The 18,510-nt window shown below is 40.4% G+C and carries 17 protein-coding genes and 2 pseudogenes; 13 read left to right on the top strand and 6 right to left on the bottom strand.

Going from position 1 to position 18,510, the window contains the following annotated elements:
- Positions 1 to 2 precede the first annotated feature (2 nt).
- From pyrI to mltG, 3 genes are all read left to right on the top strand, one after another.
- Positions 3 to 458, top strand: a complete 456-nt coding sequence (pyrI, locus tag FHS60_RS09525) for an aspartate carbamoyltransferase regulatory subunit (RefSeq protein WP_009346495.1) — start codon at positions 3 to 5, stop codon at positions 456 to 458.
- A gap of 59 nt (positions 459 to 517) precedes the next feature.
- Entirely contained in the window at positions 518 to 1,798 is a 1,281-nt protein-coding gene (gene glyA / locus FHS60_RS09520) for a serine hydroxymethyltransferase (RefSeq protein WP_183697953.1), read from the top strand.
- Between the two features lie 78 nt (positions 1,799 to 1,876).
- The gene (gene mltG / locus FHS60_RS09515) at positions 1,877 to 2,884 is read left to right on the top strand and encodes an endolytic transglycosylase MltG (protein ID WP_009346493.1); all 1,008 of its coding nucleotides are present in this window, start codon (positions 1,877 to 1,879) and stop codon (positions 2,882 to 2,884) included.
- Between the two features lie 159 nt (positions 2,885 to 3,043).
- Here the strand turns inward: mltG and FHS60_RS09510 are convergent, their stop codons facing one another.
- On the bottom strand, positions 3,044 to 3,979 hold the full coding sequence (locus FHS60_RS09510) for an IS982 family transposase (protein WP_183697951.1): 936 nt from the start codon (positions 3,977 to 3,979) through the stop codon (positions 3,044 to 3,046).
- 218 nt (positions 3,980 to 4,197) lie between these two features.
- Positions 4,198 to 5,415 carry an MltF family protein gene (locus tag FHS60_RS09505; protein WP_183697949.1) on the bottom strand — a complete coding sequence of 406 codons (1,218 nt, stop codon included), beginning with the start codon at positions 5,413 to 5,415 and terminating at the stop codon, positions 4,198 to 4,200.
- A gap of 41 nt (positions 5,416 to 5,456) precedes the next feature.
- On the opposite strand from FHS60_RS09505, the gene FHS60_RS09500 reads away from it, so the two are divergent.
- The 5 genes from FHS60_RS09500 to FHS60_RS09480 all read left to right on the top strand — a co-directional run bounded on the left by FHS60_RS09500 (position 5,457) and on the right by FHS60_RS09480 (position 13,320).
- Entirely contained in the window at positions 5,457 to 5,765 is a 309-nt protein-coding gene (locus FHS60_RS09500) for a Dabb family protein (RefSeq protein WP_183697947.1), read from the top strand.
- Between the two features lie 180 nt (positions 5,766 to 5,945).
- The gene (locus tag FHS60_RS09495; RefSeq protein ID WP_183697945.1) at positions 5,946 to 7,562 is read left to right on the top strand and encodes a CTP synthase; all 1,617 of its coding nucleotides are present in this window, start codon (positions 5,946 to 5,948) and stop codon (positions 7,560 to 7,562) included.
- Positions 7,563 to 9,440, top strand: a complete 1,878-nt coding sequence (gene yidC, locus FHS60_RS09490) for a membrane protein insertase YidC (RefSeq protein WP_183697943.1) — start codon at positions 7,563 to 7,565, stop codon at positions 9,438 to 9,440.
- Between the two features lie 73 nt (positions 9,441 to 9,513).
- Positions 9,514 to 11,658: a dipeptidyl-peptidase Dpp5 gene (dpp5, locus tag FHS60_RS09485; RefSeq protein WP_183697941.1), complete on the top strand. Its 2,145-nt coding sequence runs from the start codon at positions 9,514 to 9,516 to the stop codon at positions 11,656 to 11,658.
- 39 nt (positions 11,659 to 11,697) lie between these two features.
- Positions 11,698 to 13,320: an MFS transporter gene (locus FHS60_RS09480; protein ID WP_009346487.1), complete on the top strand. Its 1,623-nt coding sequence runs from the start codon at positions 11,698 to 11,700 to the stop codon at positions 13,318 to 13,320.
- Between the two features lie 126 nt (positions 13,321 to 13,446).
- On the opposite strand, the gene FHS60_RS09475 is transcribed toward FHS60_RS09480, so the two are convergent.
- Both FHS60_RS09475 and FHS60_RS09470 read right to left on the bottom strand, forming a co-directional pair.
- Positions 13,447 to 14,064, bottom strand: a complete 618-nt coding sequence (locus tag FHS60_RS09475; protein WP_009346486.1) for a deoxynucleoside kinase — start codon at positions 14,062 to 14,064, stop codon at positions 13,447 to 13,449.
- A gap of 29 nt (positions 14,065 to 14,093) precedes the next feature.
- The gene (locus tag FHS60_RS09470; protein WP_009346485.1) at positions 14,094 to 14,708 is read right to left on the bottom strand and encodes a deoxynucleoside kinase; all 615 of its coding nucleotides are present in this window, start codon (positions 14,706 to 14,708) and stop codon (positions 14,094 to 14,096) included.
- 321 nt (positions 14,709 to 15,029) lie between these two features.
- On the opposite strand from FHS60_RS09470, the gene FHS60_RS09465 reads away from it, so the two are divergent.
- The 5 genes from FHS60_RS09465 (at position 15,030) to FHS60_RS09445 (ending at position 17,835) form a co-directional block, all read left to right on the top strand.
- Positions 15,030 to 15,857 carry an outer membrane protein assembly factor BamD gene (locus FHS60_RS09465; protein ID WP_183697939.1) on the top strand — a complete coding sequence of 276 codons (828 nt, stop codon included), beginning with the start codon at positions 15,030 to 15,032 and terminating at the stop codon, positions 15,855 to 15,857.
- 71 nt (positions 15,858 to 15,928) lie between these two features.
- Positions 15,929 to 16,264, top strand: coding sequence for a DNA-directed RNA polymerase subunit omega (locus tag FHS60_RS09460; RefSeq protein WP_183697937.1), 336 nt, complete (start codon positions 15,929 to 15,931; stop codon positions 16,262 to 16,264).
- 13 nt (positions 16,265 to 16,277) lie between these two features.
- Entirely contained in the window at positions 16,278 to 16,742 is a 465-nt protein-coding gene (locus tag FHS60_RS09455; RefSeq protein ID WP_183697935.1) for a DUF4293 domain-containing protein, read from the top strand.
- Between the two features lie 78 nt (positions 16,743 to 16,820).
- On the top strand, positions 16,821 to 17,243 hold the full coding sequence (locus FHS60_RS09450) for a single-stranded DNA-binding protein (RefSeq protein ID WP_009346481.1): 423 nt from the start codon (positions 16,821 to 16,823) through the stop codon (positions 17,241 to 17,243).
- The gene (locus FHS60_RS09445; protein ID WP_009346480.1) at positions 17,206 to 17,835 is read left to right on the top strand and encodes a 4'-phosphopantetheinyl transferase family protein; all 630 of its coding nucleotides are present in this window, start codon (positions 17,206 to 17,208) and stop codon (positions 17,833 to 17,835) included. The genes FHS60_RS09450 and FHS60_RS09445 overlap by 38 nt, the downstream gene beginning before the upstream one ends.
- 16 nt (positions 17,836 to 17,851) lie before the next feature.
- On the opposite strand, the pseudogene FHS60_RS09440 reads toward FHS60_RS09445, so the two are convergent.
- Together FHS60_RS09440 and FHS60_RS10445 are read right to left on the bottom strand one after the other, a co-directional pair.
- Positions 17,852 to 18,115: pseudogene (locus FHS60_RS09440) on the bottom strand (transposase); the annotation flags it as partial.
- A gap of 99 nt (positions 18,116 to 18,214) precedes the next feature.
- Positions 18,215 to 18,346: pseudogene (locus FHS60_RS10445) on the bottom strand (IS982 family transposase); the annotation flags it as partial.
- Positions 18,347 to 18,510 lie beyond the last annotated feature (164 nt).

The following is an 18,510-nucleotide window of genomic DNA, read 5'->3' as shown; positions in this document are numbered from 1 at the left end:
CTATGAAAAAGGAACTACAGGTTGCAGCGTTAGATAATGGGACTGTTATTGACCATATTCCTAACAACAAACTTTTTGAAGTTGTCCGCATACTACATCTAGAGAAATGTCCAGAATCTAGCATTATTGTTGGTTTTAATCTTGATAGTAAAAAGATGGGACATAAGAGTCTTATCAAAGTAAGAAACCACTTCTTTACTGATGCTGAGCTAAACCAACTCAGTATCGTTTCTCCCAATTTTACACTTTGCATTATCAAAAACTACGAAGTTGTGGAGAAAAAGACGATAGAATTGCCAGAGGTTGTAAAGAACATCGTAAAATGTCCTAACCCCAAATGCATCACGAATAATGAACCGATGCCAACACTATTTACAACATCAGATCAGAGCAAAGGCATTCTGCAATGCCACTATTGTGAGAAGGAAATCAATGTAGAAGATGTAAAGTTTACGTAAGGAGAATACATATAATAAAAGACCATCAAAATAAGACCTAACTTTTAATAACTAAAAACATGCTTAGAGACAACGAAATCTTTAACTTAATTGAAGAAGAGCACCTACGTCAGATGAGAGGAATTGAGCTGATTGCCTCTGAAAATTTTGTCAGTGACGAAGTAATGAGAGCTATGGGCTCTTGTCTCACAAACAAGTACGCTGAAGGTTATCCTGGGCACCGCTACTACGGAGGTTGCCAAATTGTTGACAAGACGGAAACGATAGCCATTGAACGTCTAAAAAAACTCTTCGGAGCTGAATACGCCAATGTTCAGCCCCATTCAGGAGCACAAGCTAACGCTGCAGTTTTGCTCACAGTTCTCAAACCAGGAGATACATTCCTCGGATTGAATCTCGACCACGGCGGCCATCTTTCCCATGGGTCTGCAGTAAATACCTCTGGTATTCTTTATCATCCAGTGGGTTATAATCTCTGCAAAGAAACAGGCCGCGTTGACTACGACGAAATGGAGAAATTGGCACACCAGCATAAACCTAAACTTATCATTGGTGGTGGCTCTGCTTATAGCCGCGAATGGGACTATGCTCGTATGCGCAAAATTGCAGACGAAGTAGGAGCACTTCTTATGATAGATATGGCACATCCTGCAGGCCTTATCGCGGCAGGGGTTCTCGACAATCCCGTGAAATATGCTCATATCGTAACTTCCACTACCCACAAGACGTTGCGTGGACCGCGTGGAGGTATCATCCTTATGGGAAAAGATTTTGAAAATCCTTGGGGACTTACAACAAAGAAAGGAGAAGTTCGCATGATGTCAAGTCTGCTTAATTCTGCAGTATTCCCTGGCCAACAAGGCGGCCCACTAGAACACGTCATTGCTGCTAAGGCTGTGGCTTTCGGAGAAGCTCTACAACCCGAATTTAAGGCGTATCAAACTCAAGTAAAACTAAATGCAGCAGCATTGGCAAAAGAGCTATCAAAGAGAGGCTTTGAGATTGTCAGTGGTGGTACAGACAATCATTCCATGCTGGTTGACCTTCGTAGCAAATATCCAGATCTCACTGGTAAGGTAGCTGAGAATGCACTTGTTGCATCCGATATCACCGTCAATAAGAATATGGTTCCGTTTGATACTCGTTCTGCATTCCAAACTTCTGGTATCCGTTTAGGAACTCCAGCTATAACTACGCGTGGAGCAAAAGAAGACTTTATGGCAGAAATTGCTGAAATGATTGAAACAGTACTCAACGCACCAGAAGATCAAGAGGTAATTGCAAAAGTACGGGCAAGAGTCAATGCTACAATGGCTCACTACCCCATCTTTGCTTGGTAAATAGTATGATTTCATAAGAAAGTGACGAGTTCGCGGTATTCACGGACTCGTCACTTCAACTAATCAGGATTTTTTGTAATGAATCACAAGAAACTGTATATTCTTTTAAGTTCTCTCATTGGTCTTTCCCTCTTAGTGTTTTGGATGTTTTTTGCCAATTACACTTTGAAGAAAGACACCTATTTATATATTGATAGGGACGATACGCTTGACTCTATCTACACAAAATTGGATAAAGAAGCAGCCCTGGGGCATTATGCAGCATTCCGCTTCCTTGCCTCTCTTTCTAACTACCCCCAACACGTACATCGTGGTCGCTATAAATTGAGCAATGTCTCGCCGCTTAATTTGCTTCGCAATATGCGGAATGGAAAACAATGGCCAGTAACGCTCACTATTCCCATTCTCCGCACTACAGACGATTTGGCTGAATTCTTAGGTAAAAACTTCGAGCCCTCTGCCGAAGAATTCAAAGCAGCTTTTGAGAGTAAAGAAGTGTGTGAAGAATTTGGAGAAACACCTGCCACTATCATTTGCTTGTTCTTACCAAACACGTATGAGATTTATTGGAATACGACTCCGAAAAACTTGCTAAGCAGAATGCAAAAAGAGAGTGACGACTTTTGGACTTCTTCACGCAAACAACAAGCCTTCGAAGCAGGTCTGACTCCTCAACAAGTCATCACTATAGCCTCAATCGTTGAACAAGAAACTGCTAACAACGATGAGAAACCTATGATTGCAGGAATGTATATCAATAGATTTCGCCAAGGAATGAAACTTCAAGCAGATCCCACGGTTAAATTTGCAACAAAACAATTCTTGCTTAAACGAATCAGTGGAAGTATTTTGCAAACAGATAGTCCTTATAATACTTATAAGTATGCAGGTCTCCCCCCTGGCCCGATTTGTGTCCCATCACTGGCTAGCATAAAAGCCGTGTTTAATTATGTGCACCACGACTACTTTTATATGTGTGCAAAGGAGGATTTTAGCGGAACTCATAATTTTGCAAAAACTTATGCCGAACATCAAGCAAATGCAAAACGCTATACAGATGCCCTAGATAAACGCAACATTAAGTGATAGATGCTCTAGATTTTTACTATCAATTATTATTGTCTCTCTTGCTTTTAACCCCAATTCGGTTTAAGAAACGCTCTTTCATGAGTTTCTTAAACCGCACACGCATCCTTTCGGCCTTGACCTAAAACCGAAGTATAATTGTTTCACGCAAATTATAGGTTAGAATAACGTGAGCTGTTTTACACTCTGCTTTACATCCCTATCAAACTCCATGTTGATGGAAGGCTTTGTGTCGTAGAAAGTATATGCAGCTATACCTGCCAAAAGGTTAACGATGAAATTAGCGATACTTCTATGGCGTGTGTGAACTATCTGTGCAACGTTCTTCAACATATCATTGATAGTCTCTATGATACTTCTCTTGCGAAGCATGATTTTATCATGCACATCCATTAAGCGGTTCTTCATATTAGTCCGTATTCCTGTTACGATGTGTACACCTCTATCAAAGAGTGAAGCAAAAAGTGATTGAGAAATATAACCTTTATCGGCATATAATTTTCCAAACAGATCCTTCGTCAAATCGTTGAATACTTTTGGGTTACGGTCGTCTACATTGGCTCGGGTTAGAGCAAAATTGAGTAGTTCGCCTCGTTCATTACACAAAAGATGAAGTTTGAATCCATAGTACCATCCCATCGTACTTTTCCCCTTTTGGGCATAACCTTTGAATACGCGATTACGGGATTGTCTCTTGTTGTCGCACACGGGAATACGTGTAGAATCGATAAAGGTTATCCCTGTGCATTCTCCCATTAATCCCAGTTTGAGAAAGAGCAAAAGGGGTATTGCAACACGAGGCATACGCTCAACAAAGAGTGTATAGGAGAGTAGATTGGGAAACTCTTTTTTTAGTTCTCGGCAAACATAAAAGAGATAGAAATGTTTGAAATTCCGAAATGTATTGCTGTGGAACAATATAAGAATTGTGATCATTTCAGCATCACTCATTCGCCCTCTTCTCTTGCGATGTTTTGGACTATTGGCAGAGGGATTTGAGAGCGAAAGAGAGGTTTTGTTCAATTCTAAATGATATTCTTTGCAGAAATCATCTGCAATACAATAGATTTCCGTAACTTTGCTGACAAGTTTCATGAGGATTGTTATTTTGTTATATGATTGATTATCAACAGTAAATATACAAAAAACAATCCTCTTTTTAGGCTTTTATTGAAACTTTTTTGAGGAAAAAGAAGTACTGCTTATCCCGAATTGGGGGTTTTAGCATAACTACAAATACAATAAGCGCTTCGGCTGATAGCCTTATTCTATGAACTGGTATCCTTATTGTATTTGAAAATACAATAAGGATATTAGTTATTGTCAGAAATATCTTTATCGGGACGAACGATAACGGTACCTTTCGTAAATCGATTTGGTTTCCTAGTTATATTATGATAATCAGAAGGAGCCATTATTGGAGAACCAAGGTCTTCTCGCCCACCATATCCTCGCCATCTTGCAATAATATCTTCCACATATTTACTAGTTTGTGAACCAATCATGTAGCCATATTTTACTACATCATCTGTATAATACTTATACGTGGACAATGCTTGCACAAAAAATAAAACATCACTCCACGAATCTGGATTTTTCCCATACTTTCTAGCCAACGCCTGTGCATCCTTAATGTGCCCAGGTCCTGCATTATAGGCGGCAAGAATAAAGCGGATTCGTTCACTTCCATCTCTTATGCCAGAAAATGAACGTTGCAAAACTTTTATATAGCGCGCAGCAGCTTGAATATTTTCTTTGGGAGCATAAACATCTGTTAGTCCAACGCTTGCTGCCGTTGCAGGCATCAACTGCATCAGCCCTTGTGCACCTGCTCCACTTCGAGCATTTGGATCGAAACCACTTTCTTGATAACATTGAGCAGCAATAAGGCGCCAATCCCATCCTGTTGTTCGAGCTGCATCTCGGAAATAATCATCGTAAACAGAAATAATTCCTTTTTCTCGAGAAAGATACGGAGATCTTACGTGTCGATGCACTACGAATCGTTGCTCTATTCGTTGTCGTTCATCTTTCTGTACTTTATCCTCAAGCCCCTTCTGATACCAATGCTTCAAGGCATCAGCCAAGTCTTCATTCTGAGAAGCAACAGCCCAACTTGTACCAGCTTTCACATCAGATACTCCAGCAGCAGTAAGTTTGCTCTGAGTTATCTCTTTCTTTTTCAATGGATATACAGCAATATCTATATCTCCTTTTGATAGCAGTTGGCAAAGCTCCTGCGTGCTTTTTGCTAATTCAACTCTAATATGCAATCCGTTCTCTTGAGCAAAATTTTGCGCTAAGGCAAACTGTAACCCCATTGGAGCTCCGTTATAATCAAAATAAGTATCAGGTCCAGAGATCGTACCAATGATCAGTTCCCCAGACTCTTGTATGCGCTCCCAGTCATAGCCAGTCGCATTTGTTGTATTTGTTTTAGAGAAGAGTGTAGACTTTTCATCCTTTGCCGCTTTCTTACAAGAAGAAAAACAGCAGAAAATCAACAGAAATACTATAAGGTTCCTCCACATTTCTTTAATTTTGCAACAAAATTAGTAATTTTTTATTGTTCATGTATAGACACATCGTTTTGTTCAAGTTCCGTGACGATATAGCCCCCCTAAATCGTGAGAAAGCCTTTCTTTCTTTCAAAGAAGGTATTGAAGCTTTGCCAGCAATTATCCCTACAATAAAAGAAATTGAGGTAGGAGAAAATAAGAATGAGAGCGAAGTGTGGGATATCTGCTTGAATAGCTTGTTTGAAAGTCTTGAAGACATTAAGGCTTATGGCCTACATCCTGCGCATCAAGAGATAGCAGCAATACTAAAACCTTTGCTAACCTCGCGCTCTTGTGTTGATTATAAAACTTCGATAGATTAAGGTAAGCAGTGAATCTTTGACGAACTATTTAACTCCTCAGAGATTCCCTCCTTACCTTTTCTTTTGCAAAAAACTTCAGGATTGAGGAGATCGTTACGGGCTTTCCTCCTTGTTTTGTTTTGAAGTTCCTTGGCATTATTGTATTTTCGCATAAAATTAAATAATTCTATTTCACACAGCATGGAAACAAAGTACATCTTCGTGACGGGCGGTGTTGCCAGTTCATTAGGTAAAGGCATTATTGCGGCCTCCATTGGCAAGTTGCTTCAGGCACGTGGTTTTAACATTACTATCCAGAAGTTTGACCCCTATATCAATGTCGATCCTGGAACTTTAAATCCATACGAGCATGGCGAGTGCTATGTGACAGATGACGGCCGCGAGACCGATTTAGACCTCGGTCACTACGAACGCTTCACTGGAATTCGAACAAGTGCAGCCAATAATGTAACAACAGGTAGAATATACCAAAACGTTATAGAAAAAGAGCGCCGCGGAGATTATTTGGGAAAAACAGTGCAAGTGGTCCCCCATATCACCGATGAGATTAAGCGCGCAATGCTCTTAAATGGAAAAAAATATCACTTCGATTTTGTAATCACTGAAGTAGGCGGAACAGTTGGCGATATTGAGAGTCTTCCTTTCTTAGAAGCTATCCGCGAACTCAAGTGGGAGTTAGGACAAAACGCATTATGTATACATTTAACGTTTGTTCCCTATTTGGCTGCTGCAAAGGAATTGAAGACAAAACCAACGCAGCATAGCGTAAAAGAGCTGCAAAGCCTAGGTATTCAGCCAGACATCTTGGTTCTCCGCACAGAGCACTCTCTCAGCGAAAGCCTCAAGAAAAAAGTTGCCAACTTCTGCAACGTAAGTCCTGATGCAGTCGTACAAAGCCTTGACCAACCCACCATTTACGAAGTCCCATTACGCATGCAAGAGCAACATCTTGATGCAACTATAATGAAGAAGATGGGAATGCCTGTAGGTGAAACTCCGGGACTTGGCCCTTGGCGCTCTTTTTTAGAACGTCGTCACAAAGCAACAGAAGTAGTCAATATAGGTCTTATAGGTAAATATGATTTACAAGATGCGTATAAGAGTATTCTCGAAAGCCTCTCGCAAGCAGGCACTTATAATGACTATAAGGTTAAGACCACTTTTATCAACTCTGAAAAGATTACAGATGCCACCGTCGAAAATATGCTGAAAGGTATGCATGGCTTGGTAATCTGTCCAGGTTTTGGACAACGCGGTATTGAAGGAAAAATCATTGCGGCTCGCTATAGTCGCGAACATGATATCCCAACCTTTGGTATCTGCCTCGGTATGCAAATGATGTGTATCGAATTTGCCAGAAATGTTCTTGGGTATGAGGATGCAAACTCTATTGAGATGGATCAGCAAACCAAACATGGCGTGATTGACCTTATGGAAGAACAAAAGAATATTACAAATATGGGCGGCACTATGCGCCTAGGCGGCTATGAGTGTCTACTGCGTGAAGGAAGCCGAGCTAGAGAAATCTACCAGAAGGAAGAAATCCGCGAACGCCACCGCCATCGCTATGAATTCAATAGTTCATATCGCGAAGTATTCGAAAATGCAGGAATGAAGTGTACGGGAACTAATCCCGAAAGCGACTTAGTAGAAATTGTAGAAATTCCAGAGAAGCAATGGTATATCGGCGTTCAATTCCATCCTGAATACACTAGCACCGTACTGCACCCACACCCTCTTTTCCTCAATTTTATTAAAGCAGCAATAGTAGCAAGCAAGAAAGAAAGAAAAAAATAAATGGATAAAAATACTCTCACTGGATTATTCCTTATAGCATTAGTACTGATAGGATATAGTTATTTTGCAAAGCCTCAAGATGCTCAACCACAAAGCACAGAACAGACACAGGCTACACAAACGACTCCTTCAACAGAAATAAAGAACCAACAACCCATTCAGCCTCAAACGGTTGATAGCAGCGATGTTTTCTATACAGCTTTGACAGATAGTCAGGCTGCACTTCCCGTTGTTCTTCGTAATGAGAAAGTAGCTGTTACTATCTCTCCGAAAGGTGGTAGCGTGAGCGAAGTTCACCTGCTCAAGTTCAAGTCATATAAAGACTTCCATGAGCAGACTAAAAAAGATCTAACACTATTTGATGCAAAAACAGCACAAATGGAGTTCCAAATGGAAACAACAAAAGGTCTTTACAATCTCCATGGCTACATCTTCCAAACTATAGCAAAAACGGACTCTTCTTTAACACTTGCACTTGGAGCCACAACTGGCGATACGCTCTATATTGATTACACTCTACTCTCTAACACCTACATGGTAAATGTAGCTTTCCGTTCAAAGGGACGTTTATTTATAAACAAACCTCTTCAGATTGCATGGAACGACAAAGTGCGTCAACAAGAAAAAGGTCTCTACTTTGAGAATATGTACTCCACCTTGACATACAAAACGAAAGATGGTAATACAGAAAAACTCAATGAATACAAATCTGCAGAAGAAAAGCTCGAAGGAGCAGTTTCGTGGATAGCATTTAAAAACCAATACTTTAGTGCTGTGATCATTGCAGGAAAAGAAGCTTTCAGTAATACTGCATTAAAGAGCGATACCTGCGGTGAAAATAGTGGTTTTGTAAAAGACTATAGTGCACAACTTGCCATACCGTTCGATCCGTCAGGAAAGAATCCCACACAAATACAGTTCTACTTTGGTCCTAACCAATATCGGTACCTTCAAAGTATGGAAAAATACCGCATTAGCCAGCAAGAATTAGGACTGCAAGATTTAGTGTATCTCGGCTGGCCTATCATCCGTTGGATCAACAGATTCTTTACCATCTACGTCTTTGACTTCTTTACAGGCTTTGGAATGAATATGGGTATTGTTCTACTCATCATTACACTCCTTCTCCGTGTTCTTGTCTACCCTACAACGCGAAAGAGTTACATGAGCAGTGCCAAGATGCGCGTCCTCAAGCCTAAAGTAGACGAATTGCAAAAGAAGTACCCCAACAAGGAAGACGCCATGAAGCGCCAGCAAGAAATGATGACGCTCTACAGTCAATATGGGGTAAGTCCTATGGGGGGCTGTTTACCAATGCTCATTCAGATGCCCGTGTGGATCGCGATGTTCAACTTCATCCCCAACGCCTTTGAATTGCGTCAGCAGTCTTTCCTTTGGGCCGATGACCTCTCTACCTATGATGACCTTATCAGCTGGGGCAGCGACATTTGGCTTTTAGGTGACCATCTTAGTCTATTTTGTATCCTTTTCTGCGGTACAAACCTTTTGTATTCTTGGCTTATGATGCGCCAGCAACAAGAGAGTATGAGTGGCGAACAGGCACAGCAGATGAAACTTATGCAGTGGATGATGTTCCTCATGCCTGTATTCTTCTTCTTCATGTTTAACAAGTACTCCAGCGGTTTGAACTACTACTATTTCATTTCTCTGCTTACAAGTGCTTTAACAATGTGGTATCTTCGTCGTACCACAGACGATGCACGACTTTTAGCTAAATTGGAAGAAAATTTCAAAAACAACAAGAACAATCCCAATAAGAAGGTGGGTGGTTTTGCAGCACGCTTACAAGCTCTTCAAGAGCAACAGGAAGAATTACGCAAGAAACAAGAAGCTTTACGTAATCGCACTAACAAATAAATTCACAACCAGCTGATACGTTCTCTTTGAAAAAATTAAAGAGGCGTATCAGCCTTTTTAATACTAAGCACAGATGATAAAGTCTATTGTAATTGCAACGGCTCTTGCCGCCACGACAGCTAGTGCTGACGGGTTTATTGGAAAAGTAAGTCCTAAACTTTCTTCGGACATTATGACTCCCGAAGTTTTGTGGCAAATGGGACGTCTCGGAAGTGTTAACCTCGCGCCCAATGGAAAGACTGCAGTCTACTCTGTTAGCTACTATAGTAAGGAGCAAAACAAGAGTCACAGCGTCCTCTATCTTTTGGATATGAAAAGCAAGGCAACACAGCAACTCACAACAAGTGAAAACAGCGAACGTGGCGCTATCTATATAAATAATGGGCAGAACATAGCCTATCTCTTTGGAGGACAAGTGTGGATGATGAATGCAGATGGTAACAATCGTGTACAAATCTCCCATGAGAAAGATGAGATTAGCGACTTCCTCTTTTCGCCCGACAGCAAGAGAGTTATTCTCATAAAGACCGTTCCACAAAATACAAGCATTCAGCAGAATGATGCAGACTTGGATAAGGCTAGCGGCATGGTTATAAATGATCTCATGTATAAACATTGGGATCATTATGTAACAACAGCCCCTCATCCTTTTGTCGCCACTTTCAATGGCAACTCTATTACTGACGCCGAAGATATCATGAAGGGCGAACCTTACGAATGTCCCATGGAACCATTCGGAGGAGTAGAACAGTTGGCGTGGAGTCCCGATGGAAGTCAGATTGCATATACTTGTCGCAAAAAAGCAGGATTGAAATATGCCATCTCCACCGATAGTGACATCTATCTTTACAATCTTGCCAACAAGACTACACGCAATCTCTGCAAACCTGAAGGGTATGTAGCTCCAGAAGTGAAAGTTACAGAGAGTTTAGAACGACAAGCCATTAACTCTCCTCATTCTACAGTCGATTGCAATATGGGATATGATCAAAATCCTCAGTTCTCACCAGATGGAAAATATGTTGCATGGAGCAGTATGATGCGTGATGGATACGAAAGTGATCGTAGCCGCCTCTGTGTTTACGAACTAGCTACAGGGAAAAAGACTTACGTTACAGAATCCTTTGAAAGTGGCGTCAACGAGTTCCTATGGCAGCCCGATAGCAAGAGTTTCTATTTTAGAGGCTGCTGGCATGGCAAGACAAACATCTATGCTACCAACCTTCAAGGGTGCGTAAAACAGCTGACAAATGAAACGGCTGACTACGTTTTAGTATCTCTCAATGCAACGGGTAAAGGGGTCTTGGCAAAACGCCATAGTATGTCCCATCCAGATGAACTCTTTGAGATTATTCCTCAAGGTAAATCTGTTTCCATCCAGCAACTAACGAACGAAAATAAGCCCATTTTCGATCAACTCACGATGGGAGAAGTAAAAGAGAGATGGGTAAAGACAATTGATGGAAAGGAAGAGCTCGTTTGGGTTATTTATCCGCCTCACTTTGATGCGAACAAAAAATATCCCGCCCTACTCTTCTGCGAAGGTGGACCACAGAGTCCTGTATCTCAGTTTTGGAGCTATCGTTGGAACTTTCAGATGATGGTAGCCAATGGATATATCGTTGTTGCTCCTAACCGTCGAGGACTTCCAGGCTTTGGCATGGAATGGCTTGAGGAGATTAGTGGTGACTACACAGGCCTTTGTATGCAGGACTACTTAAGTGCAATCGATGATGTGGCTAAAGAACCCTATGTTGATAAAGAACGCCTTGGTGCTGTAGGTGCAAGTTTTGGTGGCTTCAGTGTTTACTGGTTGGCAGGTCATCACGAAGGTCGCTTCAAAGCTTTGATAGCACATGACGGTATTTACAATACGCAACAGCAATATGTGGAAACTGAAGAAATGTGGTTTCCCAATTGGGATCTTGGAGGTGCTCCTTGGGAACGCCAAAATGGAGAAATTCGCAAAGCCTATGCTGAAAGCCCTCATCTCTATGTTGATAAATGGACGGCTCCTATACTTTGCATTCACGGACAGCGCGACTTCCGTATTGAATACACACAAGCCGAAAGTGCCTTTGCAGCAGCTCGACTGCGCGGAATTCCTGCACAAATGTTACTCTTCCCAGATGAGAATCATTGGGTTCTCCAGCCTCAAAACGGAATTCTTTGGCAACGTACCTTCTTCCGTTGGCTTGACCGTTGGTTGAAAAAATAAGAGCCATCCACACATAAAAAAGAAATAATTATATATATTATGACAGAAAAAATCCAAACTACTCTGAGAGATTCAGCAGGAATGCGCTGGACCGCTCTTCTCCTGTTGGCCTTGGCCATGTTCTGTGCCTACATATTTGTAGATATTCTCTCCCCTATCAAAGAATTGATGCAGGAGCAAAGAGGATGGGACTCTACTGCTTTCGGAACTATGCAAGGTTCGGAAACATTCTTGAATGTCTTTATCTTCTTCCTCATCTTTGCAGGTATCATTCTCGACAAGATGGGCGTACGTTTCACTGCTATACTCTCTGGAGCTGTTATGCTAGCAGGCGCACTCATTAAGTATTACGCCATCAGCGATAGTTTTGTAGGAAGTGCGATCGACGTTTGGTTTACGAATAACCTCAATCACATCCCCGTCTTTGAACAATTGGGCGTTTCCCCCTTCTATGAAGGTATGCCCGCCTCCGCCAAAGTGGCAGCCTGCGGTTTCATGATTTTTGGCTGCGGTGTAGAAATGGCAGGTATCACAGTTTCTCGTGGTATTGTAAAATGGTTTAAGGGACGTGAAATGGCTTTGGCAATGGGCTCAGAAATGGCACTTGCACGCCTTGGCGTTGCCACTTGCATGATTTTCTCTCCGTTCTTTGCCAAGTTGGGCAACCAAGTAAATGTTTCTCGTTCAGTAGCATTTGGTGTTGTGCTCATCTGCATTGCTTTGATCATGTTCATCGTCTATTTCTTTATGGACAAAAAACTCGACTCTCAAACTGGCGAAGCAGAAGAAAAAGACGAACCCTTCAAGATTAGCGACTTGGGTAAGATTCTCACAAGTATGGGGTTCTGGCTCGTTGCTCTGCTCTGCGTTTTATATTACTCTGCCATCTTCCCCTTCCAGAAGTATGCCGTAAATATGCTTCAGTGCAATCTTTCATTCACAGAACTGCCTAAAAGCTCTTTCTGGGCGTCTTCAAGTGTAACAATCGTCCAGTATGCTATCATGCTATTAGTTGCAGCTTCTGCCTTCATGTTCAACTTCATGAAGAAAAAAGCACTTAAATACACCATGCTGACCATCTCTATCTTTAGCCTTGTCGTTTATTGCTATATGGGCTATATGCGTCAGTCTGCAGAATCAATCTTTGCTGTATTCCCACTCTTGGCTGTTGGTATCACTCCGATACTTGGTAGCTATGTCGACCACAAAGGAAAAGCAGCATCTATGCTTGTTTTAGGTTCACTGCTCTTGATTTTCTGTCATCTCACCTTTGCTTTTGTTCTTCCTGAGTTCAAAGAAAGCCAAGTTGGAGGTGTTATTGTGGCATACGTAACAATTCTTGTTCTCGGGGCGTCTTTCTCTTTAGTTCCTGCCTCACTTTGGCCCAGTGTTCCCAAATTGGTCGATGCAAAAATCATTGGATCTGCCTATGCCCTTATCTTCTGGATTCAAAATATCGGGCTTTGGCTGTTCCCCTTGCTCATTGGAAAAGTGCTTGATAAGACAAATATTGGTGTGACCGATCCCACGCAACTCAACTATACAGCTCCGCTGATTATGCTTGCAGGGCTTGGTGCAATTGCTCTTGTTATTGGCCTTATCTTAAAGATTGTTGATAAGAAGAAGCACCTTGGTTTGGAAGAACCGAACATTAAGGAATAGTCAATAAATCTAGATAGTAATAGGCAGAAAAATCTTACGGATTTTTCTGCCTATTACTATCTAGATTTCCCACCATACAAAGAATCAGCTCTTGCCGGTTTTCTCTTTCTTTAATTCCAGAAAATATTACATGGGGAATAACCCATAAAGTTTTGAATCAATCATATCTGTAATTTTTTCAAAATCTTCTGGATTACTTTCAAATTTAGTAGTGTCACCATCTACTATAATAAGATGATGATTATAGGTTTTAATCCAATCCTCGTAGAGCTTATTTAGACCTTCCAAATAATCTATGCGGATGGACTTCTCATACTCACGACCGCGCTTTGCAATCTGCGAAACCAGATTAGGAACAGTCGAACGAATATAAATCATTAAGTCGGGTAACTTTACCAGCGACATCATCAAATCAAATAAGTCCGTATAGTTTTGAAAGTCTCTATTGCTCATCATCCCCATTTCATGCAAGTTTGGTGCAAAGATACGGGCATCTTCAAAAATAGTACGATCTTGTATAATTACATCATTGCTCTTCGAAATTTCCACAACATCTTTGAAACGTTTGTTGAGAAAATAGATTTGCAAATTAAACGACCAGCGCGACATATCACCATAAAAGTCGTCTAGATATGGATTATTGTCCACAGGTTCGAAATGTGGCATCCAGTTGTAGCGTTTAGCTAGCATCTTTGTCAGAGTTGTCTTTCCGCTACCAATGTTTCCAGCAATTGCTATATGCATAATAAATATATGTTTTCAGGCTCAAGCCATTAGAATAAACCATAGAGTTTTACATCTATCTTATCAACGATAGAGCTAAAATCCTCAGGGTGTAAGAGAAAATCAAGATTATCGACATCTATAACGAGCGTCTCACCTTGATAGCTATTGAATATAAAATCTTCATAGCGTTTATTGAGGTTTTCGAGATATTGAAGAGGTATAGCCTGCTCATATTCCCGCCCACGCTTCTGAATATTAGCCACAAGATGAGGAACAGAGGAGCGAAGATAAATGAGTAGTCGAGGATAATTTACTACGGAAACCATACAGTTAAAAAGCTCCATATAAGTTTCATAGTCACGATCCGACAAATGTCCCATATCTTTGTTGTTAGCCGTAAAAACATAGACTCCCTCAAAGATTGAACGATCTTGAATGATAGGAACTTGGCTATGGGATATTTCTAATAAGTTTCGAAAGCGTTCTTTCAAGAAAAACACCTCTAGATTAAACGACCATCGGGGGACATCCTTGTAATAATCATTGAGATAAGGATTATTATCTACGGCTTCAAAATGGGGTTTCCATTTGTAATGCTTAGACAAAAGGGTAGTCAGCGTGGTCTTCCCACTGCCTATATTTCCTGCGATTGCAATGTACACAGTATTTAAAGTTGTTGAATTTGTTTGTGCAAAGGTAACTCATTCAGAAGGATACATCAAACGAAAATGAAATAATATTGTCAAACATAATAAACACCAATGCCTAAAATTAAAGTATACCTTCGGTTTTTGCAGAATACGAAAACGATAGAAGAGAAAAACAAGGCTAGGTGACTGACACACGGACTGCTGATTATTAAACATTTCCAGAAAAGTCTTGATGCGCACAGCTTTGGAGCGAGAGCAACTTAATAATTTATAAAAAAAAGATGCAATAAGAAATAAATTTGTACTTTTGCTCTCTAAAGTGTTTCAACGTATATGCGCAAGGCCCTACTCTATATTTTCATTTTCTCACTTTTTTTGACGGGATGTAATGAAACAAACAATCTTTTGAAGTCATCTGATTATGACTACAAGTATGAAGCAGCCAAACATCTTTATGCCGAAGGACATTACAATAGTGCTTCTTATCTATTGCAGAATGTATTAACGGCCATGAAAGGCTCTAGCAAGGGAGAAGAATGTCTTTATTTACTTGGGCTAACCTCTTTAAAGTCCAAGAACTATGATGCTGCTTCTACCTACTTCAAGAAATATAATGAAACCTACCCTAAAGGAATTTATGCAGAAGAGGCTAAATTTAATACAGGTATGGCTCTATATTTAGGTACCCCAGAACCTAAATTAGATCAAACAGCTACGTATCAAGCGGTTAATCAATTTCAGCATTTTTTAGATGCTTATCCTGGTAGTCATCTTAGAGAAAATGCACAACAATGTATTTTCGAATTACAAGACAAACTTGTAGAGAAGCAATACCTCAATGCTAAACTGTATTACGACTTAGGTTCTTATATTGGCAATGGTGTGAATGGTAACTATGAAGCATGTATTATAACTGCTGAAAATGCCATTAAAGATTTCCCGTATACAAAACGCCGCGAGGATTTAGCATATCTTGTCCTGAAAGCCAAGTTTGATTATGCACATAATAGTGTTGCTCAAAAGCAAGAAGAGCGTTTCAACGATGCAATAGATGAATATTATGGTTTCTTGAATGAATATCCCGAATCTAAATATCTCAAGGATGCCAAGGATTATTACGACAAAACGCCTATAGCATATAAACGCAGTACAAATAATTAAGACAAATCTTTTCTGCTTTAGCCTCTCGCCTACTAGATACTTTCAAAAGAATACAATAAAGAATAATGAATATGGATTACAAAAACAGCAAAGCACCCACAAACACAATTACACACAACATTATGGACTTTGCCCGTAGTACAGGAAACGTCTATGAAAGCGTTGTTATTATGTCGAAGCGCGCTAATCAAATTGCTGCTCAGATGAAAGAAGATTTGAGCAAGAAGCTGAAAGAGTTTGCTCAATCCAACGACAATTTAGAAGAAACTTTTGAGAATCGCGAACAAATCGAAATTTCTCGTTACTATGAAAAGCTTCCTAAACCGACGTTGATTGCAATTGACGACTTCCTCCACGATAAAATTTACTATCGCAATCCGGCGAAGGAAAAAGACATGTTGGACTAAACCTTTTTCTAGTATGCTACAACGCATTCAAAGCGTATATCTTTTACTGGCCGGATTGATTCCGGCCATAGCCTTATTCGCACCTTTAGGATTTTTCTCTAAAGAAAATGGCTCATATATTATGATGGCAACAGGCTTTATAGCAGCTGAAATAGCTCCATACTCTGGCAGTTATCAAATCCCATGGGGTATCGACACCTTTACAGTGCTGACCATTATCCTTTCATTACTCAACATTATCAAATACAAAAACCGACCACTACAAATAAAACTATGCAACTGGACGGTTTTAAGTATTGTATTGTTCTATGTGGCTTATATTGCATATAGCATTACATTCAGTCAAAACACTGCAACAGATTTTACACCTGCTCTCTGCGGTGGTGCTCCGGCTCTCTCTCTCATCTTTGTTATCTTAGCAAAGACTGCGATCAAACGTGATGAAGCACTCGTCAGAGCGGCCGACAGAATAAGATAAAATAAAACAAAGCTAAAGTAGGCTTGATATCAATAGTCCAAACCTACTTTAGCTTTCTCCCCTATAACAGAAAGAACCATGAGTCTCAACAAAGCTATGCTCATCGGCAATGTTGGAAAAGAGCCCAACATCCGATATATAGACAACGGCGTTTGTACAGCCGCATTCCCTTTAGCCACAACTACTCCTGGTTACATCCTGCCTAATGGAACACAAGTGCCAGAGCGTACGGAATGGCACAATATTATGCTTTGGCGAAAATTAGCTGAAGTGGCAGAAAAATATGTACATAAAGGAGATAAACTCTACATTGAAGGAGAAATTAGGACGAGGAGTTATCAAGACAAAAAAGGCACAACTCGATATATCACAGAAATTTGGGGAAAAGACATGCAGATGCTTTCACCCAAGCCTCAAGTTGCGCCAGCTCCTATCAATACTGAAACAGACAAGCGAGAAGAGAATGCCACGACTTCTGACAAACCCTCACTTCCTTTTTGATGCTCCAGACATCTTGTTTTGGCATGCTACCGAAACTGTTGAGGAACTTCTTTCTTTACTCCCACCAAAGCAACGATATAATGAGGAAATAGAACTATTTGGAGCTTTATCGCGAAAAAAGGAAAGGCTGGCAACTCGAGTACTCCTACACGAAGCTTTAGGAACAGAGGCTAACATCGACTATCTCCTCTCACACCGCCCAGTCCTTACATTTCCCAATAAAGAAATCAGCATTAGCCATTCGCATAGCTATATTGCTTTATCAACTGCAAGCTTTCGCCACGGAATTGACATTGAAGTTTATGGTTCTAGAGCTTTGAAACTTCACAAAGCATTCTTAAATGAATCAGAAGTTGAACTCTTAACAAAAAGAGAGCCAGAACAATTGGCCACTATGTTATGGAGCGCGAAAGAAGCAGTCTATAAATTCTTTGACATACAAGAAATAGATTTCTCCAAAGATATTCTTTTTACAAACTACACAGTCAACACGCTGCATACATATCTTCCTCGATTCAAGAAAGAATGTATTGTACATTATTTTTTTCTACAAGATTTTGTCCTTACTTATGCCATACAAGGCTATAAGTAACGTGAGTTCGACGAATTCAGAACAGAGCAAGCTGTGTATCAATTGTCCTTTGTACATTGACACACGGCTTCTTTGGGAACAGACAATAGGCTGCAATAGCGCCTAATAAATCGCCGATGAAATTGTCAAAGCATCTATGTCTGGAGTGCTCTACCTGCGCAATATTCTTAAGCTCGTCATTCACAATTTCTATAATGGCTCTTTTTCTGAGTAAGAGTCTGTCAGAAACGCTCATCAAAGCTCCTTTCATGTTACTTTTCAATTTGGTAATAACCCCAATTTGGTTTAAGGAAGTCTTTCTATTTTGGTGTTAATAGTGTACAGTTCCTCCTTTCGATCTTTATTCTCGACCGAAAGAAAAGTGTTTCACAAGAAGTTTTTAGAATAGAGTCAACAGCTTCACTTTCTCTGTTTCTCCCATCTCAAACTCCATATTGATGGAAGGCTTTGTGTCGTAGAAAGTATATGCAGCAATACCTGACAAAAGGTTAACGATGAAATTAGAAAGGTTCATCCCCGAATTGCGTTGGTATTATTTTTTTATAAAATAAAAGCTGTCTATTCATTATCTTTGTGGTTACCCAACCTCATTAGAAATGAACGACAGCTTATTATATCAGGCATATGGTGTTAAGAACTACTCATATGCTCGTACTGAGTACAAAGGTAAAGCCA

The sequence above is a fragment of the Alloprevotella rava genome (genome assembly GCF_014195585.1).
Lineage (GTDB): Bacteria > Bacteroidota > Bacteroidia > Bacteroidales > Bacteroidaceae > Alloprevotella > Alloprevotella rava.
Note: the sequence above shows the minus strand (reverse complement) of the source record. Positions and strands in the feature narration are given on the sequence as shown.

Excerpts from the sequence above, each read along its gene's own strand:
- pyrI (WP_009346495.1), top strand. The coding sequence starts at position 3 with ATGAAAAAGGAACTACAGGTTGCAGCGTTAGATAATGGGACTGTTATT.
- glyA (WP_183697953.1), top strand. The coding sequence starts at position 518 with ATGCTTAGAGACAACGAAATCTTTAACTTAATTGAAGAAGAGCACCTA.
- mltG (WP_009346493.1), top strand. The coding sequence starts at position 1,877 with ATGAATCACAAGAAACTGTATATTCTTTTAAGTTCTCTCATTGGTCTT.
- FHS60_RS09510 (WP_183697951.1), bottom strand. The coding sequence starts at position 3,979 with ATGAAACTTGTCAGCAAAGTTACGGAAATCTATTGTATTGCAGATGAT.
- FHS60_RS09505 (WP_183697949.1), bottom strand. The coding sequence starts at position 5,415 with ATGTGGAGGAACCTTATAGTATTTCTGTTGATTTTCTGCTGTTTTTCT.
- FHS60_RS09500 (WP_183697947.1), top strand. The coding sequence starts at position 5,457 with ATGTATAGACACATCGTTTTGTTCAAGTTCCGTGACGATATAGCCCCC.
- FHS60_RS09495 (WP_183697945.1), top strand. The coding sequence starts at position 5,946 with ATGGAAACAAAGTACATCTTCGTGACGGGCGGTGTTGCCAGTTCATTA.
- yidC (WP_183697943.1), top strand. The coding sequence starts at position 7,563 with ATGGATAAAAATACTCTCACTGGATTATTCCTTATAGCATTAGTACTG.
- dpp5 (WP_183697941.1), top strand. The coding sequence starts at position 9,514 with ATGATAAAGTCTATTGTAATTGCAACGGCTCTTGCCGCCACGACAGCT.
- FHS60_RS09480 (WP_009346487.1), top strand. The coding sequence starts at position 11,698 with ATGACAGAAAAAATCCAAACTACTCTGAGAGATTCAGCAGGAATGCGC.
- FHS60_RS09475 (WP_009346486.1), bottom strand. The coding sequence starts at position 14,064 with ATGCATATAGCAATTGCTGGAAACATTGGTAGCGGAAAGACAACTCTG.
- FHS60_RS09465 (WP_183697939.1), top strand. The coding sequence starts at position 15,030 with ATGCGCAAGGCCCTACTCTATATTTTCATTTTCTCACTTTTTTTGACG.
- FHS60_RS09460 (WP_183697937.1), top strand. The coding sequence starts at position 15,929 with ATGGATTACAAAAACAGCAAAGCACCCACAAACACAATTACACACAAC.
- FHS60_RS09455 (WP_183697935.1), top strand. The coding sequence starts at position 16,278 with ATGCTACAACGCATTCAAAGCGTATATCTTTTACTGGCCGGATTGATT.
- FHS60_RS09450 (WP_009346481.1), top strand. The coding sequence starts at position 16,821 with ATGAGTCTCAACAAAGCTATGCTCATCGGCAATGTTGGAAAAGAGCCC.
- FHS60_RS09445 (WP_009346480.1), top strand. The coding sequence starts at position 17,206 with ATGCCACGACTTCTGACAAACCCTCACTTCCTTTTTGATGCTCCAGAC.